Below are 21249 nucleotides of genomic sequence, written 5' to 3'. Positions count from 1 at the left end.
AAAAAGGCGGCAATACTCTTTTGCAGTATTGCCACCAGTAAATCACTCAATTCTTACCTTATTTCTATTTTAGTTAGAACTGCTGCTTGGTAGGGTGGTAAGCTTCGGTTCAACATCCATTTAGGCCATTATACTAAGTGAGCTCCACCATCAATAAGAACAGCCGTCCCAGTAGTAAAACCATTTTTAGCAAGGTATACATAGGTTGCAGCTATGTCTTCCGGCTTTGCAATCCGTCCAACAGGGAGCTGTTGTGCAATGCCGTTGAACAGTGCTTGCCTCTGATCATCTGACATTCCAGCATAAATTGGAGTGTCTACAATTCCAGGTGAAACCACGTTTACCCTAATAGGGGCTAGGTCTATGGAAAGTCCTCGAACCAATCCTTCAATGGCTGAATTGATTGCCGCTAACGTAGTAGCGCCTTGAGGAGGACGAACGCCATATACACCAGAGGTTAAGGTGATTGAGCTCTCATTGCTTAAATATGGAAGTGCTGAACGAACAGTAATATATTGCCCCCAGAACTTACTATCAAACGCCTCTTTAGCACTTGCCACAGGCAGTTCGCTAAAGTGCCCCATTGCACCTTCTCCTGCTGTTACCACAAGGTGGTCAAATTTTCCAATCTTACTGAAAAATTCTGCTGCTTTTTCTTCGCTTCGAAAATCGATTTCAATTGCTTCTACACTGCCACCAAGAACTTGTTTTGCTTCATTTAATTTGGAAACAGAACGGCTGGCAATGATCACTTGAGCAGATTGATCTAGAAACGCTTTGGCAGTTGCTAAACCAATACCAGAAGTACCCCCTAAAACAACTACTCGTTTACCATTTAATGACATAGTAAAACCCTTCCTTCTTAAAACCTTTTGTATTGATCATTCATTGTGAAATTTATTTCTAAAACGATACTATTCAGTACTTATTATTCAGCTAATAATTTTAAGGATTCACGATTAAAGGCAGGAATGTCATCTGGAAAACGGCTTGTTACAATATTATTGCTAACTACAACTTCTTCATCTTTGTAGTTAGCACCTGCATTTTTGAGATCGTTCCTTATTGATTTGAAACCTGTTATGTCGACGCCTTTTAATAGGTCTGTATCAATTAATATTTGTGGGCCATGGCAAATGGCAAAAACAGGTTTACCTTCTTGTATAAATGCTTTTGCGAATTCACCAAAACGGTCATCTTCACGTAATAAATCAGGAGAGAAGCCGCCAGGGATTAGTAAAGCATCAAAGTCTTGAGGATTAACTTCCCCAATTCCTTTATCTATTTTTACTGTTTCACCTTTTTTACCAGTAATATCTTTTCCAGCTTGTATGTCGATTGTGATCACTTGATGACCAGCATCTTTAAATGCTTGTGCTGGTTCTGTGAATTCTACATCTTCAAATAAGTCTGTTATTAGTGTAGCGATTTTTTTGCTCATAATGATAAGCCCCCTTAAATTTGTAAAAGCATCGTTGGTATTATTCTCATTTACCCCAATAAATAAAAGCAATCTACCGTGTTTAGTATATTGGGAGTGTAAAAACAATTAGTATCGCACTGTCGTGTGTTTAATGATGGTGATGTATTTTTGAAGAATTCGTGATTTCAAATCCTGCTTGCGGCACATAGAAATACTTGATCCAAACCCCATCTAAAAACGGTTCCCTTTTATCAAGTAAAACATCAATGCCTTTGTCTGTTTTCACAATTTCATCATGGTCCGTGGGCGTATCAAGTTTTACATCATAATGGGCATGGTCCCCATGGTCCAATGTAACGTAGACACGAACCATTTTCCCTTCAGCCTCTTCACTTTCCAACATTTGTTTCAACACTTTAGCAGCATTTCGGTTAATTTTGCAGTTCATATCATTCTCTCCTATTCTAACAACTTTTATCTTTTTAATTAAGGAATCCTGTAAACAACCTCATAACCTGATCTCACGGTTTCATCCATATTCAATGCCTTAGAAAAATCATCAAGAAGGTTGCCTTGCTGATGTCTTCCTTTTTACCTTTCGCTTTTTATAATTTCTGCCAGAAGCTCGTATGAATGCAGGCGAGCTTTGTGGTCGTAAACTTGGGCAATAGCCATGATTTCATCAGCCTGGCTCTCCTTCAAAAATGTATGCAGCTTGTCCTTTATCGTCTGCTGGCTACCAACAATCGATGTGCCTAATTGCTGCTCGAGAGCCTTTAATTGGTAGCTGCTGGCCACTTCGGATATGTCATCTACCGGTGGTTGAAGCTGCGTAAGGTTGCCGCTCATCAGATTCAAAAATTGCTGCTGCAGGGTTGTGAAAAGGAGTTTTGCCTCTTTATCCGTTTCTGCTGCAATGATATTCAATGCCACCATCACATACGGCTTATCAAGAACATTCGAAGGCTTAAACGCCTTGCGATAGATCTGTAGAGCACCCAGAGTGTTAAGTGGCGAGAAATGGGCGGCAAACGCGAATGGCAAACCCAGTTCTCCCGCCAGCTGCGCACTGAAGCCGCTTGAACCTAGCAGCCAGATTGGAATATTCAAACCTTCACCTGGAATCGCTTTTATAGGGTTTCCTTGGGCCAAGGATGGATCAAAGTAACCGCGGAGTTCCGCTAATTGCTCAGGAAAGTCATCTCCGGTACTTCCCAAGTTGCGTCTCAATGCACGAGCGGTCCCCTGATCTGTACCGGGCGCCCGCCCCAAACCAAGGTCAATTCGTCCAGGATATAAGGATTCAAGAGTGCCAAACTGCTCAGCGATGACGAGCGGAGCGTGATTCGGCAGCATGATTCCTCCTGAACCAATCCGGATTTGTGATGTACCGGCTGCCACATGGGACATCACCACAGAAGTGGCGGAACTGGCGATAAACGGCATATTGTGGTGTTCAGCGAGCCAAAAACGGTTGTAATCAAGTTTTTCAGCATGCTGTGCGAGTTCCAATGTATGGCGAAAAGAATCAGCAGGAGTACTTCCGGCTGTTATCGGTGAAAGATCCAGCACCGAGAATGGAATTTCTTTTAGTTTAATTGCATGTTTAGACATAAAGTTCATCTTCTTCCCTTATCTAATTTTATTAAAAACTAATCTCATACTGGAATTTCATGAGTCGGAAAGTAAGGCCGCACAAACTCTCCAAGCTCCTGTATGACTTCCTCGGGAGGGCGCTTTGAAAAATACAATACAAATGCCAGGTGATTGACACCAATGGATTGAAATTGATATAAAATTTCTAATAACTGTTTACGCCCTACATGAAATCCTAAAGGAATCGGAACAGGAGACGCATCGGGATTTTCCGATAAATCGATAAATAAAGTCTGAGTGAAAGGTTTAAACACTCCTGGGGCGTAAATTTCCGACAACTCGCGATACTCGTTAATCAATTGAGCCTGTTGTGGGATAATCCTCGGGTAATGGATCCAGCCGTCCCCATTCTGGGCGATCCATTCAATCGATTGATTGCTGAATCCTGTCACCATGGTCGGAATCGAAGAAAAAGGCTTGGGGATCATTCTCATATCCGTTCCATCGATGACGCCTAAATCGCTGTTGATTGTCGGCCTGTCCTCCTTTAACAGCCGTTCAAGGAATGCATAATTCTTTTTAAACAGCCCTCCACTTTCGAGCTTGGATATTCCCAAAGCTGTGAAATCTTTATCCCGGTCTCCTGAAGCCACTCCCATGATCAGCCGTTCGGGAAACAACCGGTCAATAGATGATGCTTCCTTTGCAACTCTGACAGGATGGCGCAGAGGGAGGACCACACTAGCCGTCCCAAGTGCAATATCCTTGGTATGGGCCGCAAGATAAGTCAAATAAATCCATACATCATACATTTGACCATTATCATCAATATTCAAATTCTGAATCGTAACGTCCCGAAGCCACAATGCCGCGAAACCATGGTCTTCAATTTTGCGGGCAAGCGACAGCTGATTTTCCATAATCGGATATTTGGACATCCTTGCCGTCGGAATCGCGAAACCAAGCGTCATTTTATCCTTTTGGTACAACCTGTTATATGCACGATGCTGTAATAAACTCACTTCAATTCTCCTTAAATTTTTGTACTAATGTATTTTTCGAACTTTTTAATCGTCTCCTCATTACGGCGATAATACGTCCATTGTCCGATTCGCTTTATTTCAACAAGTCCGCTTTGCAGCAGAATCGATAAATACTGTGAAGTAGTGGATTGCGAAATCCCCGCCTTGCTTCGGATATCCCCTACACAAACCCCGCCTTCAAATCCTTCATCAGCAATAATATGGGCTTGCGGTGAAAAATGACTGTCGGGATCTTTTAACATTTGAAGAATGCTCACCCTCGTCTGGTTCGACAATGCCTTAAAAATTTCAACGGCTTGTTCATCATTTAAGCGTTCCAATTCCTGCCTCAATGTCATTTGCCTCTTTCTATATTGATTATCACTATCCCAATGGAAGTTGGATAGATGATCTGAAAGCATGATGCCAAATCGGTAATTCCCGATATTAATATATTAGCCATCTGGTCCTTCCAAATCAAATGATTTGTTTCGAAGGAGATACGGCGAAAAGTTCCCATCTTAAAAAAACCTGCAAATAACAGGTTTTCCGACGGTTCCGCCACTCCATCTTTGAACTTATTCCATTATTTTCAGCTTATACACTTCTCTATTTGATACAAGGTCTGCAATATTGTTCCTGTATTCCTGATAATGAGCAGACTGAATATGGTATTCCAGCGCTTCCTCATCCTTCCACACTTCATATAAAGCGAAAGTTTGGTCTTCAGATTGGTGCAAGTCATACTTTATACAACCTGCCTCTTCCCTTGATGCCACTTGTACCTTTTTGAGCTTTGATAATAGTTGCCCCTGCAGGCCTTCTTTTGGTTTTAATACAGCAGCAATTACAATATGCTCCATTTTCACCCCCCCTTAATAATGAGTAGTTTGTCTTTCTTTTATAAAGTTTTTAACGTGGCAGTAGAGTTTATGTCCCTCCCAGCACCGTGTAAAAAATATACCCTTTTAAATCTCTTATCCGCTTCAATTTTGTAAGCTTTTAACTGTTTACTCTTAACTTTTTTAGTATAACCAAAAAGTTGAGGCTTGTTTCAAGTAGTCTTGTAATTCTTTATCCAAGGCATTTTTAATCCATCTTATTAATCATTTTTGGTAACTTCCTTTAGAAACTGTTTGCTTGTACAGAAGTTCGTACAATCTAAACAAACATTTGCGTGAGGACAAGGTCCAGCGATTATTGGTAGACGACAATAACCATTAGGAAGTGCTTGTGCATTAATATTCTTTTTAAACCGTTGAAGACCTGTATCGTCAGCTTCACTTATCTCTGGCGCTAATTTTCAAATCAATTCGTTTACTTGGCCGATAGTAAATATATTCTTTTGTATTAGAAACAGCAATCGAAATTTCATCCGAAAATAATTCACCAACGACGTCCAGCAGTGAACTTAAGGTTATATCTTCCATACTATTAACACCTCATTCACATCTATATTAACACTAAATTTCACTGATGCTTAGAAACTATAGACTAGTAGTAATTATTTTAAGCCATTACTAATAACGGGTATACTGATAAGGAAAGGATGTGGTTCATCATGAATACAATGAAGGCGGTAGGATTAACTCGTTACCTTCCAATTGACAATCCCCAAAGCCTGGTGGACATAGTTGTAGAAAAACCAAAAGCAACGGGTCATGACATTTTGGTCAAAGTTGCGGCCATATCGGTCAATCCTGTTGATACAAAGGTACGAGCTCCTAAGGAAAGAGTTGAGGAAGTTCCTAAAATTCTAGGTTGGGATGTAGCAGGAGTCGTCGAAGAGACAGGACCGGACTGTTCATTGTTTCGTCCGGGAGATGAAGTTTTTTATGCTGGCAGTATTGCACGACAAGGCGGAAACAGTGAATACCATCTGGTCGATGAACGAATCGTTGGGCGCAAACCTGTTTCCTTAAGTTTTGTGGAAGCCGCAGCTCTTCCCCTAACCTCCATTACAGCTTGGGAAGCGTTATTTACCCGAATGTCTATTTCCCAAGATCCGGGCCCTAACAAAGGAAAGGCTCTGCTGATCATTGGTGCAGCCGGAGGTGTAGGTTCCATTGCCACTCAGCTTGCAAAACAAGCAGGGCTTACTGTAGTCGAGACCTTTGCTGCTGTCGATGGTGCTGATTTTCACTTATTTGAACATCAAGAGAAGCTGAGCAAAAAGGGGGAAAATTAGACTTGGTGTCTACACGCCCATTATGTATCAGTCTATAAGGCGGGCTTAGCTGTATGTATGCTATATATTCGTAAATGATCGACATCATGTTACTTACCATAAAACCTTCTATTTTCATCTGTTATCTCCACGTAATCTTTATCGTACGCATACATATTTACATTATTTTTATTTATATAAATCTCATAAATGCGTTTATTATATTCCTTAAATTCACTTAAAACTAAACATTCTCTTTAGGCTATTCGAAATAACTAAAATAACTCATCTTCCTCCAAAAAAACAAACCCACTATCAATAACCCCCTGCAAATACTCATCAAAACTGTCAGCAATCACTTTGTATTCGTCCGGGTCATGCACAAAGCGAATGATTTGACCACTTACCCCCTCTGGAGAAGGATTAAAGTCAATATAGAGCCTTGATGTTCCGCCATTATTCATACAGTCTGCAAAATGAATATAGGTTTCAGGGTGAAGTCCGTCTGGATTGATTCTAGGATCAACGTCTTCCTCGTATTCCAACAGGTACGAAACGTCCTCTTCTTCTTTTGAACTATCGAGCATTTGCTGCGTAGATAGTAAATAGTACGGATATCTCCCTTCTTCAACATCTGAACCTAGCATATAAACGGCAATTTCATTTTCACCGTATTTACGCCAATATGTACCATCAATCTTTTCAAGTAGTGTGATTAATGATTGGGGACAATTTGGATACGTTGATTTTAGTAAGTCTATATCCTTTTTTGTAGCACCACACGCTGTATTTAGTTCTGCAAGATCACCTGTTGGTAACGCTGCTTTTAATCTCGTTACAAAATTATTTACTAAGTCCATTACCTTATCCTCCTATAACGATAGCCGCTCTTATCATGAGCAAGCTGATTTCATTTTGAGCACTTTCTTCTCTCTTATAACGTACGCTTAGATTACTGCACGCTCCATACTTCTAAACTATCATTAATTCCCTTATCCTTAAACAATTTTCCACAATTTGTTAAAAACATGTTAAAATTATTCTATATGTTTGAAAAAACCTAAACAAACTCTTTCAAAGCAATCCATACATAGAAACGAGGAAACAAAATGACGAAAGCGAAATGGCTACTGATTCTTCTGTGCGTAATGGACTTGGGACTAGTAGCTATGCATCTATCAGGCTATTTCTTTCTCTCTTTGAAACCAACGGGTTATGTCATTCCTTTAGTCATCAATATGATCTTGCTGTTTTTCATTAATAAAAAGCTGTGGGTCGGTTTAGGACTAGTCGTTGGCGTTCCGGCCTTATTTATACATGGTTTTATGGTTTTGTTCATGGAATATGGCTACACAAAGATTGATTCACCCCACGATAAAAGATCTCTTATGATTGAGTATCGTCACGTCACTTTAGGTGAGACAACGTATTTTTATCACTTTTATAAAACACGATTTGGAATAATTGGTAAACTTCTCGACGATCAATCGGTGGAATTTATGGTTCGAGGGCCAGAATATCCTGTTGAAGAAGGAGCTGAGGCAGCATTAGGAGCCCATAACCCAACTTGGATTTCAAAAGATATTGTCCAGTTTAACTCATGGAAGGGAGCAAAAGATGTGTATTTAGCCTCTTCTTCATCAGCGGTAAGCACAAAGGAAATAGACAATTTCATACTGAAAGCAAAAAGCAACAGTGACGGAGAGACCATTACCATTAACGGGATGGATTTCATCACCCGGTATGATAAAAAAGCCGGTCAGCGTTGGATTGATGTTGTAAGCGATGGTGACGAAGGGCTAATACCCAGACAGCAGTGCTCCCGGATTGTACGCAACGAGGAGCGCGGATATTATATGTTAGAGGAATGTACGCATCAGTGGGAGTATGAGCTATATCCTCTTACGGACGGACAGTAATATTATGAGACCGAGACATAAGTAGTTCAGCCTCTACTATACCTGAACGATTGAGAGTTCATAACTTTTAATCGTTCAGATTTTTTGGTTGATTGTGAAAACAATGTTGGAAACAGGGTGGAATGGAGCGTAGGACACTCGACTCCTGCGGGAAAGAGAGGGAAAACTGAGATCCCGCAGCGCAGCGAGGAAGCTCAGGTTCCTCCCCGCGGAAAGCGAGTGGCCGTAGCGCAATGGAACGAACGTGTTGAGACAAACTAAAGAGATGGGAACAGCTAGTGTTCGTCTTTTAGAAGCAATCATTTTGTTATGTCCCAAACTCTTTTAATCTTTCTCTACAGCGCTAACTGCTTCACAATTTCTTTCTCAATCTTTCTCGGCTCCACAGTTGGCGCATAGCGCTCTAATACATTACCTTTCTTATCAACAAGAAACTTTGTAAAGTTCCACTTGATGTTTTTGGACAGGAGACCCTTTTTTTGATTCTTTAAAAACGTAAACAGTGGATCTTCGTTCTCTCCGTTCACGTCGATCTTCGAAAACATTGGGAAGATTACGCCATAATTGAGCTGACAGAACTGCGTTGTTTCATTAATATTATCGAATTCTTGGTTGTTAAATTGACTGCATGGAAAACCTAAGATTTCTAAGCCTTGTTCTTTGTACTTGTCATATAGCTCTTGTAATTCTTTAAACTGCCCTGCCAAACCGCAGTGACTAGCGGTATTCACAATGAGCACTACTTTTCCTTCATACTCTTTTAATGCTTGTTTTTCCCCATTTGTCTTTTTTACCGTCAAATCGTATAAAGTCTCCATTCGATTTCCTCCTCAATAAATATTGTGCGCTATTTAATTTTATAAAACATTTATTGAGAATTCAATCATTTTCCTTTTCATCAGAAACCACAAGACCATTTAAATAACAATTTCCAGCACAACAAGATGCCTCGTTCCCTTGCACTTTTTATTTAATACGATTAAAGTATATAGTGGTTGAATTTCTTCTATAGTAGAAATCAGCTCTCTAACAATCATTTCACTTTTTAATTTCGGGAACGCGTTTCCCTTTAAGGAAAGGGTTTAGATATACAATGAAAGATAATTTTTGGCATGAGTTGCCTCGTCCGTTCTTTATTTTGGCTCCAATGGAAGCCGTAACGGATGTTGTGTTCCGTCACGTGGTGACAGAAGCAGCTCGACCTGATGTGTTTTTTACAGAGTTTACGAATACGGAAAGCTACTGCCATCCGAAAGGAAAAGATAGCGTAAAAGGACGCCTAACGTTCACTGAAGACGAGCAGCCAATCGTTGCGCATATTTGGGGAGACAAGCCTGAATACTTCCGTCAAATGAGTATTGGTATGGCTGAAATGGGCTTCCGAGGCATTGATATTAACATGGGCTGTCCTGTACAAAACGTTGCAGGAAACGGAAAAGGATCTGGCTTGATTCGTCGTCCAGACGTTGCGGCAGAGATTATCCAAGCGGCTAAAGCTGGGGGACTTCCTGTCAGCGTGAAAACGCGCCTTGGCTATACAAAAGTCGACGAGTGGTACGACTGGTTAAAGCATATTTTAGAACAAGATATCGTTAACCTATCTATCCACCTTCGTACGAAAAAAGAAATGAGCGACGTGGACGCACACTGGGAGCTAATCCCAGAAATCAAAAAGCTTCGTGATGAAATTGCGCCTCATACGCTTCTTACGATTAACGGCGACATTCCTGACCGTCAAAAAGGCTTGGAGCTTGCGGAAAAGTACGGTGTTGATGGAATCATGATTGGACGCGGAATTTTCCACAATCCATTTGCTTTCGAAAAAGAAAAGAAAGAGCACACAAGTGAAGAGCTATTAGATCTTCTTCGCCTGCAGCTAGATCTTCACGATAAATATTCGAAAGAATTAGAGCCACGCCCATTCAAACCGCTTCGTCGCTTCTTCAAAATCTACGTTCGTGGATTCCGAGGCGCAAGTGAGCTACGAAACTTACTTATGAGCACAGAAACGACTGATGAAGTACGTGATTTGCTTGATGAGTTCAAGGATCGAACTGGTATGAAGGAAGACGAAGGTTTCTCAATTAAGTAACGCTTGTTTCACTTAAAAATAGCAACACAAAAAGCTGAGCCTACACGAGGTTCAGCTTTTGTTTTTTGATAAATCAAATTTGCTTACTCACCAAATCCATCTTCCGTTAACGCATAGTTAATGCGCACAAATAAATTATTCGTTTCTTGTCTGACTTGGGCATATACCTTTTCAAATTCCTCTTTGTTTTCAGCAGGGTTTTCAAATTTACCTACCTCTCCCCACATTGCTTGAACCATTTTCATATTCTGGAAAAGCTTATAGTCTAGCGGGGTTTGCGGAGCTGGTGCAAAAACAAGTGGTGCACCTAGTTTTTCTAGCTCTTCTTGTCCTACTACAAACGCTGGGTGATTGTATAGGTCACGGTCCATCGCGGTTTTAATATCGTTCATTGTCGGTCCAACTAAATAAAGCATCTGCATCATGCCTCGCTCTAAGTTCGTTGCTTGTTCCCACGTTCTGTATTCAGAAGGGTCTGTTCCTTGAAGCTGCTTTGGCTGATTAGCTAAAATCAATTTATAGATCTGATCGATTTCTGCCTGACTTTGAAGCTGATATGCTTGTTTGTCCACTGGATTAATAAACGCATCACTATAGTTCGTGATGTTTGAAACTTTTGGAGATGTCGTACCACTGACAATCGTTCTGATTGGCTCTTCCGTTAAGCTAAAATAAATTCTCCCCGTCTCGTCCATATAGTTTTCAACCAGCTCTTGTTCCGTATGGTCTTTTTCATGATATGGTGAATTAATTGGAACTGTTGGGATTCGAAGCTTGTCCATCTCTTCTTGGGATAGTTCCACTTTTGAGCTTTCTTCTTTTGAATTTTCCTCTTCAGTCTCTTTTTCTACCTTTTCTGCTTTCTCCTCACTAGCGTGCTCTTCTGTTTTATCTGCCGTAGCCGCTGTTTCTTTCGCTTCTTCTGCACTCTCGCCTTTACCACAAGCTGCTAGTAGTAAGCTTGCAGCCGCTACAAGTAACCATTTTTTCATCATGTTCGCCTCGCTCGTCCGTTTTTTCTCAACTAAAAAATTATATCATTCACAAATTGAAAATTATGGATGATATGTAAAAACAGGAAAATGGCATTAAGGACTAGAGTGAATATCATACGAATTAACTAATCATTAAGTCTTAGAAAATAGTCATGCACGATAGCCCGCTTTACATACATAAACTGTATGAATTGCAAATGCAGGGAGGACAATCTATGTATTCATATTTTCATGATTTTTATCGAAACACCTCAGATACAAAGCTTTTAAGCGCTATCCAAAAAGCTATTAACGCAGAGTATAGTGCTGTTTCGTGCTACGAGAAGTTAGCTAAACTAGCACCGACAAAAGAAGAGCGCAACAAAATACGTGAAATTCAAAAAGATGAAAAACGACATCTCGAAGAGTTCACCAGAATTTATATAGCGTTAGCTGGAAGACAGCCCTCTTATCAAATCACTGAACAATGTCCCAACAATTATAAAGATGGCATTGAGTTTGCGTTTAAAGACGAGCAAGAAGCTGTAGATTCTTACTTAGACATCTCAGACAAAGCTCAAGACCTTACGGTAAAAGATCGTTTTCGACGTGCAGCCTCAGATGAGCAAAATCACGCCGTATGGTTCTTATATTTTATGAAAAACCCAAAGCCTTCTTCGTCTCAAAGACAGCTTGATGATTACGGTGCTAAAGGAGCATTAAACGCACCATCACTATCGTTATCAGAAATGCTGACGTATGCACTTCAAGACGGATACCTAGCTCAGGCTAGATATAATAACGTTATTACAACGTTTGGTCCAGTACGGACGTTTGTCCAAATCAAAGAAGCAGAACTACGCCATATTGATGCATTACTGCCACTATTTGATCGCTACCAAGTACCGATTCCAGATGATACCTCTCAAAACCTTGTCAAAACTCCAGCAAACCTCAAAGCCGCATATTCAGCAGGTGTTCAAGCAGAAATCGATAACATCGCGATGTATGAACGCTTTTTGACATTCGATATTCCAAGTGATGTACGAATGGTCTTTTCGCAGCTACGAAACGCATCTGTAAATCATTTGGCTGCTTTCGAAAGAGGAGTTGCATCCTTCGGCTAGAAGCTTATTTATCTAACAAAAGGCTAGACTGACAGCAGTTTAGCCTTTTTGATATGAACATCATTCTTATACAGGCTTTCTGGCCACTTTATTTTTTCAAACCAGCAGCAAAAAAAGGACCGTTAAAAGTAATAATTGAAAAGATTTTAGCCATTTCTTCTGGAGATTCTTTTCGCCCACTATTAAGCCACTGTTGGATTACTCCTATGTGTGCAGAAGCTATGTAAGAAGCTAAATAGTCTCCTGGAACAAGGAAATTTTCTTTCCGAACAAAGTCAAAGGCTTCATTCTCAAAGATTTCTTTCCACATAAACTTTTTTAATCTCGTCTGAAAAGTTAAATCTCCGTTTGGACCTAATAACGCTCTCATAAAACTACTGTTTTCGTTTAGATATTCAAAGATTACGATTGCAATGGAAGACGGGACGGCTATCGGTGAATCCTCCTCTAGAGAAGCAACAACGCTTGGGAAATTTTCTTTTACAATAGTAGAAAGCTCTAGCATCACTTCATCTTCACATTTCTTCATTAAATCAAACTTATCCTCATAATGCGCATAAAAGGTGCCTCGATTGATGTTGGCTCTCGTTGTAATATCTTTCACTGAAATAGCGTCGAACCCTTTTTCTTCAATTAATTCAATGAATGCATTTTGAATGGATTCTCTTGTCCGAACAATTCGTAAATCCAAATGTTGATTTTTCACAGTATGTCCCCCTTTATTTTATCCAACAGATTGCTAAGCAGTGTTCCATAACCGACACATCCTTGAATTTTGATTATTGAACACTTATTACATGAGGTATAGAATTTGAACAGAACTAAAATAAACAACAGGTTGTTCATTATTCTATCAAAAGTATAAGGAGGACGAAACATGTTTAAAAACAAACTACTCTTACTTTCACCTATTATTGTATTTGGCATCATCTTTATTTTTTCACAAACATTATATCCATCCGTTCAGCCTGAACTAAAGAATTTACCGATTGCCATTGTGAACGAAGACGAAGGAATTCAGATTCCTAATCAACCGGAGGTAAACATGGGACAGAAAGTTGTGGACATGGTGCAGGAACGTTCGAAAGCCACAGCTGAAAGTGAACCTGCTGTAAAGTGGATTGTTGAAGAAAATGAAAATGATATGCAAAAAGGATTGGAAAATCGCGACTATTACGCAGCACTCATCATTCCAAAAGACTTCAGCGCAAAACAAGCTTCTTTCAGAACACCTGCCCCGGAAACAGCTAAAATAGAAATTTTTATCAATCAAGGGATGAACACTATGGCATCCACAGCGGCAGGACAAATAGTAAACAATGTAGTTGATCAGATGAACACAACTGTGCGCACTCAGCTCATTACTGAATTGGAAAAGCAAGGAGCAATGTTAACGCCAAAGCAAGCTGAACTGTTAGCGAACCCGATTGGTAAAACGGTAACGAATGTTCATGAAACCGGAAAAAATAGCGCAAACGGCAATGTTCCTATCTCTTTGTTTCAACCCGTGTGGATTGCTTGCCTAGCAAGCGCTGCGATTATCTTCATTGCCACTCGTAAATTACCGGTTAGAAACCGTAAAGATGTTGTAAAAACCAAATTAGGGCAAATTTTCACGGGAGCTGTTATAGCACTTGTAATTGGATTCAGCTTAACCTGGTTAGCTGATCACATGATTGGTTTCCATATTCCACAGCTTATAGAAACAGCCTTATTTCTAACAATCACGTCTTTTAGTTTTATCTTAATGATTTTAGCGGTTCTTTCACTAGTAGGAATCAAAGGGTTACCGTTATTTGCCCTGATGCTATTCTTTGGAGCACCTTTGCTTTCACTGCCTCCAGAAATGATTTCTTCTTTTTATCGAGACTGGATTTACTCATGGTTGCCAATGCGCTTTATGATTGAAGGATTACGAGATCTCTTCTTCTTTGGAAAGGACATAACGTGGGACGGTCCACTATCTATACTTGTATGGATTGGCATCATCAGTGGAATTATGATCCTACTTTCTACGTTTAAGCCACAAGCTGTTAACGAAAAAGTGGAGCTTGAACAGTAATAGGAATATAAACAAGCCGAATTCAGTTTGAATCCGGCTTGTTTATGCTTTGTTATTGACCTTCGTTTGATGAAAGAAACATTTCGTTTAGCTGCTCTAAACAACCTCTTGGAATATTACACCCTTTTTCTAAATATGTCCCAATATCTCCGTACTGCTTCATTATTTTTTGATAAACATCTTCAAAGTACTCACGCCGCACTTCTAACACGGGCCTAATTTGCTCAGGGGAAATTCGAAATAAGCTCATCCACCGAATAAATGACTCAGTTCTTTTCATCTTCGCTGCAATTAAGTCATTTGATTTTAAGTATTCATCGATTACCGTTTCATATGGAACGCCTAGATATAGTTGAATAATGGCAGCGACAAACCCAGTTCGGTCCTTACCACCCGTACAATGAATAAGAGCTGGCACTCGATTTGCATCTGACAAGAAGCAAATAATTTCTTTCATTTCGTCATGACAGCCAAAAGCCATATGCTCATACATATCTCTCATTATTTTTTCAAAATCAACGGTAGTAGATTTGCTCACAAGAAATTTTAAAAACTCAAAATGGGTAAACTCCTGGCTTTTATCATGAATTGATACAGATAATAGCTCTATATCAGGTCCCGGCTGCACTCGACTAACCTTTGATTTTTGTTCAGACGGCATTCTTAAATCACAGATTGCTTTAATATTCAGCTGACGAAAGGTCTCAATATCTTGTTTCGTTAGCTTTGATAGATCTTCTGAGCGAAACAAAACTCCTTCTTTAAGCTTTTCCCCATTCTCTGTCACCACTCCGCCAACATCTCGAAAGTTAAATAGCTTTTTAAAGTTATAGTTCATATCGTTTCTCCATTGTTTGTGATATTTGCTTTTCTTTATTCTACGATAGAGTACAAAAATACTGAACTGTTAATTAAATTCACTCTTTAATTCACGTTAAATGACTGTATTTCTTCAGGATAAAATAAATTATATTAATGATACTAGCCTACCCTCCATATATTGTAAATGGATTAAATTCTAATAGCTATAGGGGGGAAAACTATGGGCAACCAAGATTTTTATAGAGGCCCGGCCAATGGTTATCAGGGTTCAATTGAGTCCATTGAAGCAGAAGTCAGGGCATTAAAGCGTCACCTAAAGAAGATGAGCCGAGAAGAAAAGCGTCACTCAAGCAAACGAGACCAAAAGGAATCCCCACAAGAAGACTGTGAAACAGATGATGAGATTTTACCTGAAAATCAATTATTCCTAGAGGTCCTTGGTGAAGAAATACTGATAACCATGGATTCTGATCAATATAACTTATTCGGTCAAACTTTTCGTCCCATTTTTTGTGGAAAAGTAGTGGACGTAACAAATGGATTCATTACGCTAAATCCCGTCATTATAAAAATGCAAAATGTTCCATTTCATCGTTTCCCTATTCCATTAAGTTTCGCAATCGAACAAATTTCCAATTTCACACCGTTTGATAGTAGTACACAGTTCCCTATTCCATAATTCGGTTAAAGCCATTATTTAAAGGAGGTTATCTATATGTATCAATCACCATCTATTAATGAGATTCGACAACAAGTCGTTACGGAAGCGTTTGCTACGGCAAGTGGTGAGCGAAGTCTTATATTTATTAGTTCTTTTCCTTTTATATGTATTGGAACAATCCTTAAAGTGGAAAGCGATTACGTTTTTTTAGATATCGAAACCACTTATATTTCTGAATTAGAAGACAAGGTTATGCGCATTCATATTGATGATATAGATGTATTTTATATTGAGAATGGCGGGCCTTCTATACCGAAAATCCGCTAAGTTGTTAAAGGGGTTGATGGTAAGTGAAAAGATACTTTCATGTTGTTGCAATTCCCATTCGGATTGTCATTAATAACTTTGGTGATCACGATCCCAATGGAATGATGTATGTTTTAAAAGAAAATGAAAAAAAGGTACGTGAACAAGTGGACTGTAGCCCATTCATGCCCGTTGAGCTTGTCCAACCGCTGACAATCCGAGCAAATGTAGGAGACAATATTGAAATTTTATTTGAGAATAAGCTTCCTTTCCCAACATCTATGCATATCCAGCGAGCAGAATATGATGTTCAAACATCTGATGGAGCTTTCGTTGGATTAAATGCTGATAGTACGGTTCCACCTTGCCCTTCAGGTGAAACCCATATTTATCGCTGGAAGGTTCATAATGAAGGGATTCATATTTTTTCAGATTTAGGTAACTCGTTATCTAGTGAACTAGGGACTAATCTACACGGACTTTTTGGCGCACTCATTGTTCAAACAAAAGGATCTTGGTGGACAGATCCAGTGACAGGCGATGAAATAAATAGCGGTTTATATGCTGATATTCACAACCCACTAGGTCCGTCTTTTAGAGAATATGCATGGTTTTTCCACGATGAACAAGAAGCCAATAACTTAACCGGTGATCATCCAATTGACCCTCACACGCTACAGCCGTCCATGCAGCACTCTATTAACTACCGCTCTGAACCGATGAGAAATCGGCACATGTTAATACTAGAAGGTGTCGCTTGTAGTGACTGTGAGGGAGAAGAGGTTCACCATGATTCCTGGGCATTTGGCGATCCTGCAACGCCTGTCTTACCATCTTATGTAGGAGATCCTCTTAAAATACGTCTCATTCATGGAGGCGTTCAGGAAACCCATGTATTTCACTATCATGTTCATCAGTGGAAGTTTGAATTAGAAGATAGTGATTCTGACATCATTGACTCTCAAGCAATTTCACCACAAAATTCGTATACAATTTCACCGCTATATGGTGCAGGAAGCTTCCAAAAAGCATTTGGAGATATTATCATTCACTGTCATTTGTACCCTCACTTCGGTGAAGGAATGTGGGGAATGCACCGCATATTTAATACGTTGCAAGACGGTAGTCAGTGTTATCCTAACGGAGTGCCAATTCCTTGCTTACAGCCTTTGCCTGATCGGCCGTTACCACCAAAACCAACGGCAAAGAAACCTGGGTTTCCAAACTTTATTCCCGGTATAGTCGGCTGTAAGTCTCCAAGACCTCCTATCGGAATAAGCGATGCAAATCGAACACCCACCACGCTAGAAAAGAATCAGTTCGCACCGAATGCTTCTCCAGGCGCATTGTTTGCTAACCCTTGTATTGAAGGGGTAACACCTGTACGCGTTTATGACACGGTGTTGATACAGATGCCCATTCAATACAATGAGGAAGGTTGGCATGACCCTGAAGGACGACTATACGTTTTAGCAGAAGACGAAGAAGATGTTCTCGCTGGTCGAAAAAAACCTGAACCGCTTGTCATTCATGCCAATGCTGGAGAATGTATTAAGATTCGTTTTACAAATAAACTTCCCCAAGTATTGGGGGGAAATGCTTTTCAGTTAGTTAATCGCACCTATGAAGCAACTCAGCACGTTCACTTTGTAAAGTTTGACCCTTTATGTTCAGACGGCGCTAATACTGGCTGGAACTATAACACGGGGGTACTACCTGGAGAGACTATTGAGCTACAGTGGTACGCAGATGTAGAGCTCAGAGGCGTGTTTTTTCATGACCATAACTTTGCTGCTCAAGGGCAACAGCATGGCGTGTTTGGTGGTTTAAATGTTCATGCAAAAGGTGCTGAAGTTTTAGATATACAAACAGGAAAGCCCTCTGATACTGGTACAAAAACAATTGTTACACACCCTTTAATTGCAGACTACCGAGAATTCTCACTATTTGTTCACGATTTTGCTTTACTATTTGACAAGGACGGCTGCCCTCTTAACCCACCGCCTTTTCCTGGCTCTCAAGAAGATCCTGGGGTAATGGGTATTAACTATAAAAATGAACCTCTGCAATTCCGATTAGTTGAGCCAACGTGTGATCCTGCTTATGTGTTTAGTTCTTATCTACATGGTGATCCTGTTACACCACTACTTGAAACGTATAATGGCGATCCTGTTAGAATTAGATTATTTCAAGGTGCACAAGAAGAGTCTCATAGCTTTAATCTACACCGACAAATTTGGCAAAAAGAGCGCCAAGACCTGGATTCTGAACTAACTCAGCAGCAGCATATAGGTCTTTCTGAACACTTTACTCTTGCATTTTCGATAGAAGGTAAAGGCGATTTTGATATGTTATATCATTTCGGCAGCATTGACGACATATGGCTCGGAAACTGGGGATTAATGCGAACGTTTGAAGGAGAAGTAGATCACTTACATCCTCTTCCGGATCGCCCTTGTCCTCCAAAACGACAGTTACCTTTACCATGTGAGAATGGAAAGGTGCCAAAGAAAGCTGTTTCTAAAGAATGCCCGGGCCCAAAAGATGCACGTGTTATTAAATATAACGTTGTCGCAATGCAAACGGATATTGTCTACAACAAATATGGTGACCATGATCCATTTGGTATTGTGTTTGCTCTTGCGAAAGATGAAAAAGCGATTCGCTCTGGTAAATTAAACCCGGAACCTCTCATTTTAAGAGCAAACGTGGGGGATTGCATAGAAATAACGCTTCACAATAAGCTAAAGGGCTTTTCACATCCACAACATGCTATTCATGGCTATCCTGGAGTTCCTGTTGAAACACCGTTCCCACCTTCTTGTCGAATTTCTTTACATGCACAGCTTTTAGAGTATGACGTGAGAAATTCAGACGGCGCAACAGTAGGATTTAACCCTGATCAAACAATTGGTCCAGGTGAAACGATTACCTATCGCTGGTACGTCAGTCGTCCTGTAGGCGCATGTAACTTATGGGATATGGCTGATTTGCGTAACCACCGGCACCATGGAGCATTCGGAATCTTTATTGCTGAACCAAAAGGTACTTATTATTTGGATTCTGTTACTAGAAAGAAAGTACAGTCTGGCAATCAAGTCATACTCTCTCACCCTCTTTTGGGCGAAAAGCGGGAATTTGTCTTGTTAATGCATGATGGCGTTCGGTTAGTAGATCGCAAAGGTGACCTTATTATTGACCCGGAACCTATTTTCATGGACCGTGAAGAATTAGAAGACTTTGAAGATCAAGGCTCAAGAGGATTTAACTATCGATCAGAACGGTTTATTAATCGATTACGGCGAAACCCTGATATCTCTAAAGTTTTCAGCTCAAAGGTACATGGGGATCCATCCACTCCAATTTTTCTTGCTCACCCAGGTGATCCAATTACAATACGCTTCGTTTTTCCTGCTGACAGAGCACGCACTCATACTTTCACTTTACACGCTCATGAGTGGAGCCGAAGCATTCGTGATGTTAACTCAGAAGCTATTTCTGCAATAGGACAAAACACAATCGGTACGCATGAGAACTTTGAACTTCATGATGGAGCCGGCGGGCAGTTTGCTTTACCTGGTGACTATATGTATCGCTCTGGCGATATCCGATGGGATATTGAACTGGGGATGTGGGGAATTATGCGTGTCCTTCAAAAAGGTGACTCTCGTATTGCACCACTAAAAAAATACGAAAAGAGAGGATAAATATGGGTGATATTAAAAAAAGCCATTCCGATAAGACTAGCGGGTATCATCGGCACTTCCACTGTCCAAGTTGCATCTCAGAAGCTGAAAACGATCCTACAAGGTTCTGTTCTCCCGAGGAATGTCCCGAGGAAATACCCACTAAAAGATTTTCTGGTCCTACTAGGATTTTGCCAATTAAAGAGCATGAGGAATTAAAAGAATGTATTCATGAAGTTAACCAGCTTTTACTAGCCTTTGCGGATGAAAGAGATCCTCACTTATTAGAATCTTTTCGATTAAAAGTAAAATCGATGCGAGGACATTTTGTCACCGTTCATGTGTTATGTGGTAAAGCTGAAATTCCTATTGAAGGTGAGCTTTCCGATGCAGGAAAAGATTTTTTGATTATTGATCATTTACATCAAAATTTCTTCGTTCCGTACGAACGTATTTGCAATATCAACCACAGTGAAATGAATGAGCATATGACGGGAAGACACGGCGGAGAATTAGCCAACTTGAATGACTGCTGCCGTCGAGAATTAATGCTTAACTTTGGAGAAGTTGTAGCAGCCAATCCTTTTTTAATCAACCTATTCTTCGGAATGAGGCTGCACAAATTTTTATGTGCCTTTCTTAAATCCGATATATGTGTTGTGACGAAAGATAAAGGTGAAAAGAAAGGATGTTTATTGACAGTTGAAGAAGCTAACCTTACTTTAGAAATAAACGAATCAAAAGAAACAATATCTTTTGAAGAAATTTGCTTCATTAAAGACTAGCCTTTTACCATAAAGGACTCAAAACCAATTGGTTTTGAGTCCTTCCTTTTTAAAAAATCGCATCAGAAAATTTAGTGACTTGAACATTCAATAATCACGCGTTTTCCTATGTTCTTAAACAAATGGAAGTTTAAGTTGTCTGTTAGGCTTCCCAGTCTTAACTGCACCATTCCGTCACATGCTGGAATAGAAGGCGCTGGATGAAATTTTTTAATATGATGAGGTTGATTTTTTCTGCAAATGCACTTGCGGTGACGACGACAATGACAAGGATAATGGACGTGTTTAGAGTGTGTAGAACGATGTGAAGAATTATGGTTAGAAGTGGCCGTCTTCTTTACTTTATCGTGCCAAATGATTTTGCTCATATTATTTCTTAAAATTGTAACAACTGTACAATCGTCCTTCATTATATCGACAAAATCTGTTCCTACCATATATAAAGTACCTTCAACTTTATGTTTTGCGGTGGTGTTTGCAGCGGACTTAGGTTGTAGAGGTTTCGTTGCTTTCGTGGGTTTCACGTGTTGCGTGGGTCTCATGAGTTTCATAGGTTTCATAGGTTTCATAGGTTTCATAGGTTTCATGAGTTACTTTCACCTGCCTT

The 21249-nt window shown here is 40.0% G+C and carries 21 protein-coding genes and 3 pseudogenes; 9 read left to right on the top strand and 15 right to left on the bottom strand.

Annotated features, from left to right (window positions below; genetic code table 11):
* Positions 1–128: 128 nt before the first annotated feature.
* The 9 genes and pseudogenes from LZP85_RS00840 to LZP85_RS00800 form a co-directional block, all read right to left on the bottom strand.
* Complete coding sequence (locus LZP85_RS00840) at positions 129–845, bottom strand: SDR family oxidoreductase (RefSeq protein ID WP_061785732.1); 717 nt, start codon at positions 843–845, stop codon at positions 129–131.
* Between the two features lie 83 nt (positions 846–928).
* On the bottom strand, positions 929–1441 hold the full coding sequence (locus LZP85_RS00835) for a cysteine protease YraA (protein WP_076512886.1): 513 nt from the start codon (positions 1439–1441) through the stop codon (positions 929–931).
* A 130-nt stretch (positions 1442–1571) separates the two neighbouring features.
* Positions 1572–1871 (bottom strand): iron-sulfur cluster assembly accessory protein, encoded by a 300-nt coding sequence (locus LZP85_RS00830; protein WP_025908317.1) that lies wholly within the window; start codon positions 1869–1871, stop codon positions 1572–1574.
* 143 nt (positions 1872–2014) lie between these two features.
* Complete coding sequence (locus LZP85_RS00825; RefSeq protein ID WP_226639431.1) at positions 2015–3037, bottom strand: LLM class flavin-dependent oxidoreductase; 1023 nt, start codon at positions 3035–3037, stop codon at positions 2015–2017.
* Positions 3038–3081: 44 nt separating this feature from the next.
* Positions 3082–4041, bottom strand: coding sequence for a TIGR03571 family LLM class oxidoreductase (locus tag LZP85_RS00820; protein ID WP_206782856.1), 960 nt, complete (start codon positions 4039–4041; stop codon positions 3082–3084).
* 11 nt (positions 4042–4052) lie between these two features.
* Positions 4053–4400 (bottom strand): ArsR/SmtB family transcription factor, encoded by a 348-nt coding sequence (locus LZP85_RS00815; protein ID WP_051567065.1) that lies wholly within the window; start codon positions 4398–4400, stop codon positions 4053–4055.
* 219 nt (positions 4401–4619) lie between these two features.
* Positions 4620–4904, bottom strand: coding sequence for a putative quinol monooxygenase (locus tag LZP85_RS00810; RefSeq protein ID WP_226639429.1), 285 nt, complete (start codon positions 4902–4904; stop codon positions 4620–4622).
* A 239-nt stretch (positions 4905–5143) separates the two neighbouring features.
* A pseudogene (locus tag LZP85_RS00805) lies at positions 5144–5332 on the bottom strand (hypothetical protein); the annotation flags it as partial.
* A pseudogene (locus LZP85_RS00800) lies at positions 5328–5471 on the bottom strand (LytTR family transcriptional regulator); the annotation flags it as partial. The pseudogenes LZP85_RS00800 and LZP85_RS00805, both read right to left, overlap by 5 nt.
* Before the next feature lie 119 nt (positions 5472–5590).
* Between LZP85_RS00800 and LZP85_RS00795 the strand changes: the two are divergent.
* Positions 5591–6202 (top strand): annotated as a pseudogene (locus tag LZP85_RS00795) (alcohol dehydrogenase catalytic domain-containing protein); the annotation flags it as partial.
* A 281-nt stretch (positions 6203–6483) separates the two neighbouring features.
* Here LZP85_RS00795 and LZP85_RS00790 read toward each other — a convergent pair.
* Complete coding sequence (locus tag LZP85_RS00790; RefSeq protein ID WP_206782854.1) at positions 6484–7068, bottom strand: SMI1/KNR4 family protein; 585 nt, start codon at positions 7066–7068, stop codon at positions 6484–6486.
* A 249-nt stretch (positions 7069–7317) separates the two neighbouring features.
* On the opposite strand from LZP85_RS00790, the gene LZP85_RS00785 reads away from it, so the two are divergent.
* Positions 7318–8127 carry a hypothetical protein gene (locus LZP85_RS00785; RefSeq protein ID WP_182840807.1) on the top strand — a complete coding sequence of 270 codons (810 nt, stop codon included), beginning with the start codon at positions 7318–7320 and terminating at the stop codon, positions 8125–8127.
* A gap of 335 nt (positions 8128–8462) precedes the next feature.
* Here the strand turns inward: LZP85_RS00785 and LZP85_RS00780 are convergent, their stop codons facing one another.
* Positions 8463–8945 (bottom strand): glutathione peroxidase, encoded by a 483-nt coding sequence (locus tag LZP85_RS00780; protein WP_025908310.1) that lies wholly within the window; start codon positions 8943–8945, stop codon positions 8463–8465.
* A gap of 275 nt (positions 8946–9220) precedes the next feature.
* Here LZP85_RS00780 and LZP85_RS00775 point away from each other — a divergent pair, with 275 nt between their 5' ends.
* Positions 9221–10219 (top strand): tRNA dihydrouridine synthase, encoded by a 999-nt coding sequence (locus LZP85_RS00775; protein ID WP_025908309.1) that lies wholly within the window; start codon positions 9221–9223, stop codon positions 10217–10219.
* An 83-nt stretch (positions 10220–10302) separates the two neighbouring features.
* Here the strand turns inward: LZP85_RS00775 and LZP85_RS00770 are convergent, their stop codons facing one another.
* A complete protein-coding gene (locus LZP85_RS00770) occupies positions 10303–11214 on the bottom strand; it encodes a hypothetical protein (protein ID WP_226639423.1) in 912 nt (303 codons plus the stop codon).
* A gap of 215 nt (positions 11215–11429) precedes the next feature.
* Here LZP85_RS00770 and LZP85_RS00765 point away from each other — a divergent pair, with 215 nt between their 5' ends.
* The gene (locus tag LZP85_RS00765; protein WP_234561930.1) at positions 11430–12320 is read left to right on the top strand and encodes a ferritin family protein; all 891 of its coding nucleotides are present in this window, start codon (positions 11430–11432) and stop codon (positions 12318–12320) included.
* Positions 12321–12408: 88 nt separating this feature from the next.
* On the opposite strand, the gene LZP85_RS00760 is transcribed toward LZP85_RS00765, so the two are convergent.
* Positions 12409–13026 carry a TetR/AcrR family transcriptional regulator gene (locus LZP85_RS00760; RefSeq protein WP_025908104.1) on the bottom strand — a complete coding sequence of 206 codons (618 nt, stop codon included), beginning with the start codon at positions 13024–13026 and terminating at the stop codon, positions 12409–12411.
* Positions 13027–13197: 171 nt separating this feature from the next.
* On the opposite strand from LZP85_RS00760, the gene LZP85_RS00755 reads away from it, so the two are divergent.
* Positions 13198–14382 carry a YhgE/Pip domain-containing protein gene (locus tag LZP85_RS00755; RefSeq protein WP_206833659.1) on the top strand — a complete coding sequence of 395 codons (1185 nt, stop codon included), beginning with the start codon at positions 13198–13200 and terminating at the stop codon, positions 14380–14382.
* Between the two features lie 52 nt (positions 14383–14434).
* Here the strand turns inward: LZP85_RS00755 and LZP85_RS00750 are convergent, their stop codons facing one another.
* Positions 14435–15220, bottom strand: a complete 786-nt coding sequence (locus LZP85_RS00750) for a tyrosine-protein phosphatase (RefSeq protein WP_078990375.1) — start codon at positions 15218–15220, stop codon at positions 14435–14437.
* Between the two features lie 204 nt (positions 15221–15424).
* Here LZP85_RS00750 and LZP85_RS00745 point away from each other — a divergent pair, with 204 nt between their 5' ends.
* From LZP85_RS00745 to LZP85_RS00730, 4 genes are read left to right on the top strand one after another with little or no spacing between them, the layout of a single operon-like run.
* Positions 15425–15883, top strand: coding sequence for a hypothetical protein (locus tag LZP85_RS00745; protein ID WP_224840284.1), 459 nt, complete (start codon positions 15425–15427; stop codon positions 15881–15883).
* A gap of 36 nt (positions 15884–15919) precedes the next feature.
* The gene (locus tag LZP85_RS00740) at positions 15920–16192 is read left to right on the top strand and encodes a hypothetical protein (protein ID WP_025908693.1); all 273 of its coding nucleotides are present in this window, start codon (positions 15920–15922) and stop codon (positions 16190–16192) included.
* Between the two features lie 23 nt (positions 16193–16215).
* On the top strand, positions 16216–19878 hold the full coding sequence (locus LZP85_RS00735; RefSeq protein WP_119544154.1) for a multicopper oxidase domain-containing protein: 3663 nt from the start codon (positions 16216–16218) through the stop codon (positions 19876–19878).
* A gap of 2 nt (positions 19879–19880) precedes the next feature.
* Positions 19881–20642: a hypothetical protein gene (locus tag LZP85_RS00730; protein ID WP_139325244.1), complete on the top strand. Its 762-nt coding sequence runs from the start codon at positions 19881–19883 to the stop codon at positions 20640–20642.
* A 71-nt stretch (positions 20643–20713) separates the two neighbouring features.
* Here the strand turns inward: LZP85_RS00730 and LZP85_RS00725 are convergent, their stop codons facing one another.
* A complete protein-coding gene (locus LZP85_RS00725; protein WP_234561928.1) occupies positions 20714–21229 on the bottom strand; it encodes a hypothetical protein in 516 nt (171 codons plus the stop codon).
* Positions 21230–21249 lie beyond the last annotated feature (20 nt).

This window comes from Priestia flexa, assembly GCF_021441905.1.
Taxonomy (GTDB): Bacteria; Bacillota; Bacilli; order Bacillales; family Bacillaceae_H; genus Priestia; species Priestia flexa.
Note: the sequence above shows the minus strand (reverse complement) of the source record. Positions and strands in the feature narration are given on the sequence as shown.

Bases quoted from the DNA above. Each gene is read 5' to 3' on its own strand.
- LZP85_RS00810 (WP_226639429.1), bottom strand. From the start codon at position 4,904: ATGGAGCATATTGTAATTGCTGCTGTATTAAAACCAAAAGAAGGCCTG.
- LZP85_RS00830 (WP_025908317.1), bottom strand. From the start codon at position 1,871: ATGAACTGCAAAATTAACCGAAATGCTGCTAAAGTGTTGAAACAAATG.
- LZP85_RS00765 (WP_234561930.1), top strand. From the start codon at position 11,430: ATGTATTCATATTTTCATGATTTTTATCGAAACACCTCAGATACAAAG.
- LZP85_RS00755 (WP_206833659.1), top strand. From the start codon at position 13,198: ATGTTTAAAAACAAACTACTCTTACTTTCACCTATTATTGTATTTGGC.
- LZP85_RS00770 (WP_226639423.1), bottom strand. From the start codon at position 11,214: ATGATGAAAAAATGGTTACTTGTAGCGGCTGCAAGCTTACTACTAGCA.
- LZP85_RS00790 (WP_206782854.1), bottom strand. From the start codon at position 7,068: ATGGACTTAGTAAATAATTTTGTAACGAGATTAAAAGCAGCGTTACCA.
- LZP85_RS00730 (WP_139325244.1), top strand. From the start codon at position 19,881: ATGGGTGATATTAAAAAAAGCCATTCCGATAAGACTAGCGGGTATCAT.
- LZP85_RS00785 (WP_182840807.1), top strand. From the start codon at position 7,318: ATGACGAAAGCGAAATGGCTACTGATTCTTCTGTGCGTAATGGACTTG.
- LZP85_RS00840 (WP_061785732.1), bottom strand. From the start codon at position 845: ATGTCATTAAATGGTAAACGAGTAGTTGTTTTAGGGGGTACTTCTGGT.
- LZP85_RS00725 (WP_234561928.1), bottom strand. From the start codon at position 21,229: ATGAAACCTATGAAACCTATGAAACCTATGAAACCTATGAAACTCATG.
- LZP85_RS00815 (WP_051567065.1), bottom strand. From the start codon at position 4,400: ATGACATTGAGGCAGGAATTGGAACGCTTAAATGATGAACAAGCCGTT.
- LZP85_RS00750 (WP_078990375.1), bottom strand. From the start codon at position 15,220: ATGAACTATAACTTTAAAAAGCTATTTAACTTTCGAGATGTTGGCGGA.
- LZP85_RS00780 (WP_025908310.1), bottom strand. From the start codon at position 8,945: ATGGAGACTTTATACGATTTGACGGTAAAAAAGACAAATGGGGAAAAA.
- LZP85_RS00745 (WP_224840284.1), top strand. From the start codon at position 15,425: ATGGGCAACCAAGATTTTTATAGAGGCCCGGCCAATGGTTATCAGGGT.
- LZP85_RS00775 (WP_025908309.1), top strand. From the start codon at position 9,221: ATGAAAGATAATTTTTGGCATGAGTTGCCTCGTCCGTTCTTTATTTTG.
- LZP85_RS00740 (WP_025908693.1), top strand. From the start codon at position 15,920: ATGTATCAATCACCATCTATTAATGAGATTCGACAACAAGTCGTTACG.
- LZP85_RS00835 (WP_076512886.1), bottom strand. From the start codon at position 1,441: ATGAGCAAAAAAATCGCTACACTAATAACAGACTTATTTGAAGATGTA.
- LZP85_RS00825 (WP_226639431.1), bottom strand. From the start codon at position 3,037: ATGTCTAAACATGCAATTAAACTAAAAGAAATTCCATTCTCGGTGCTG.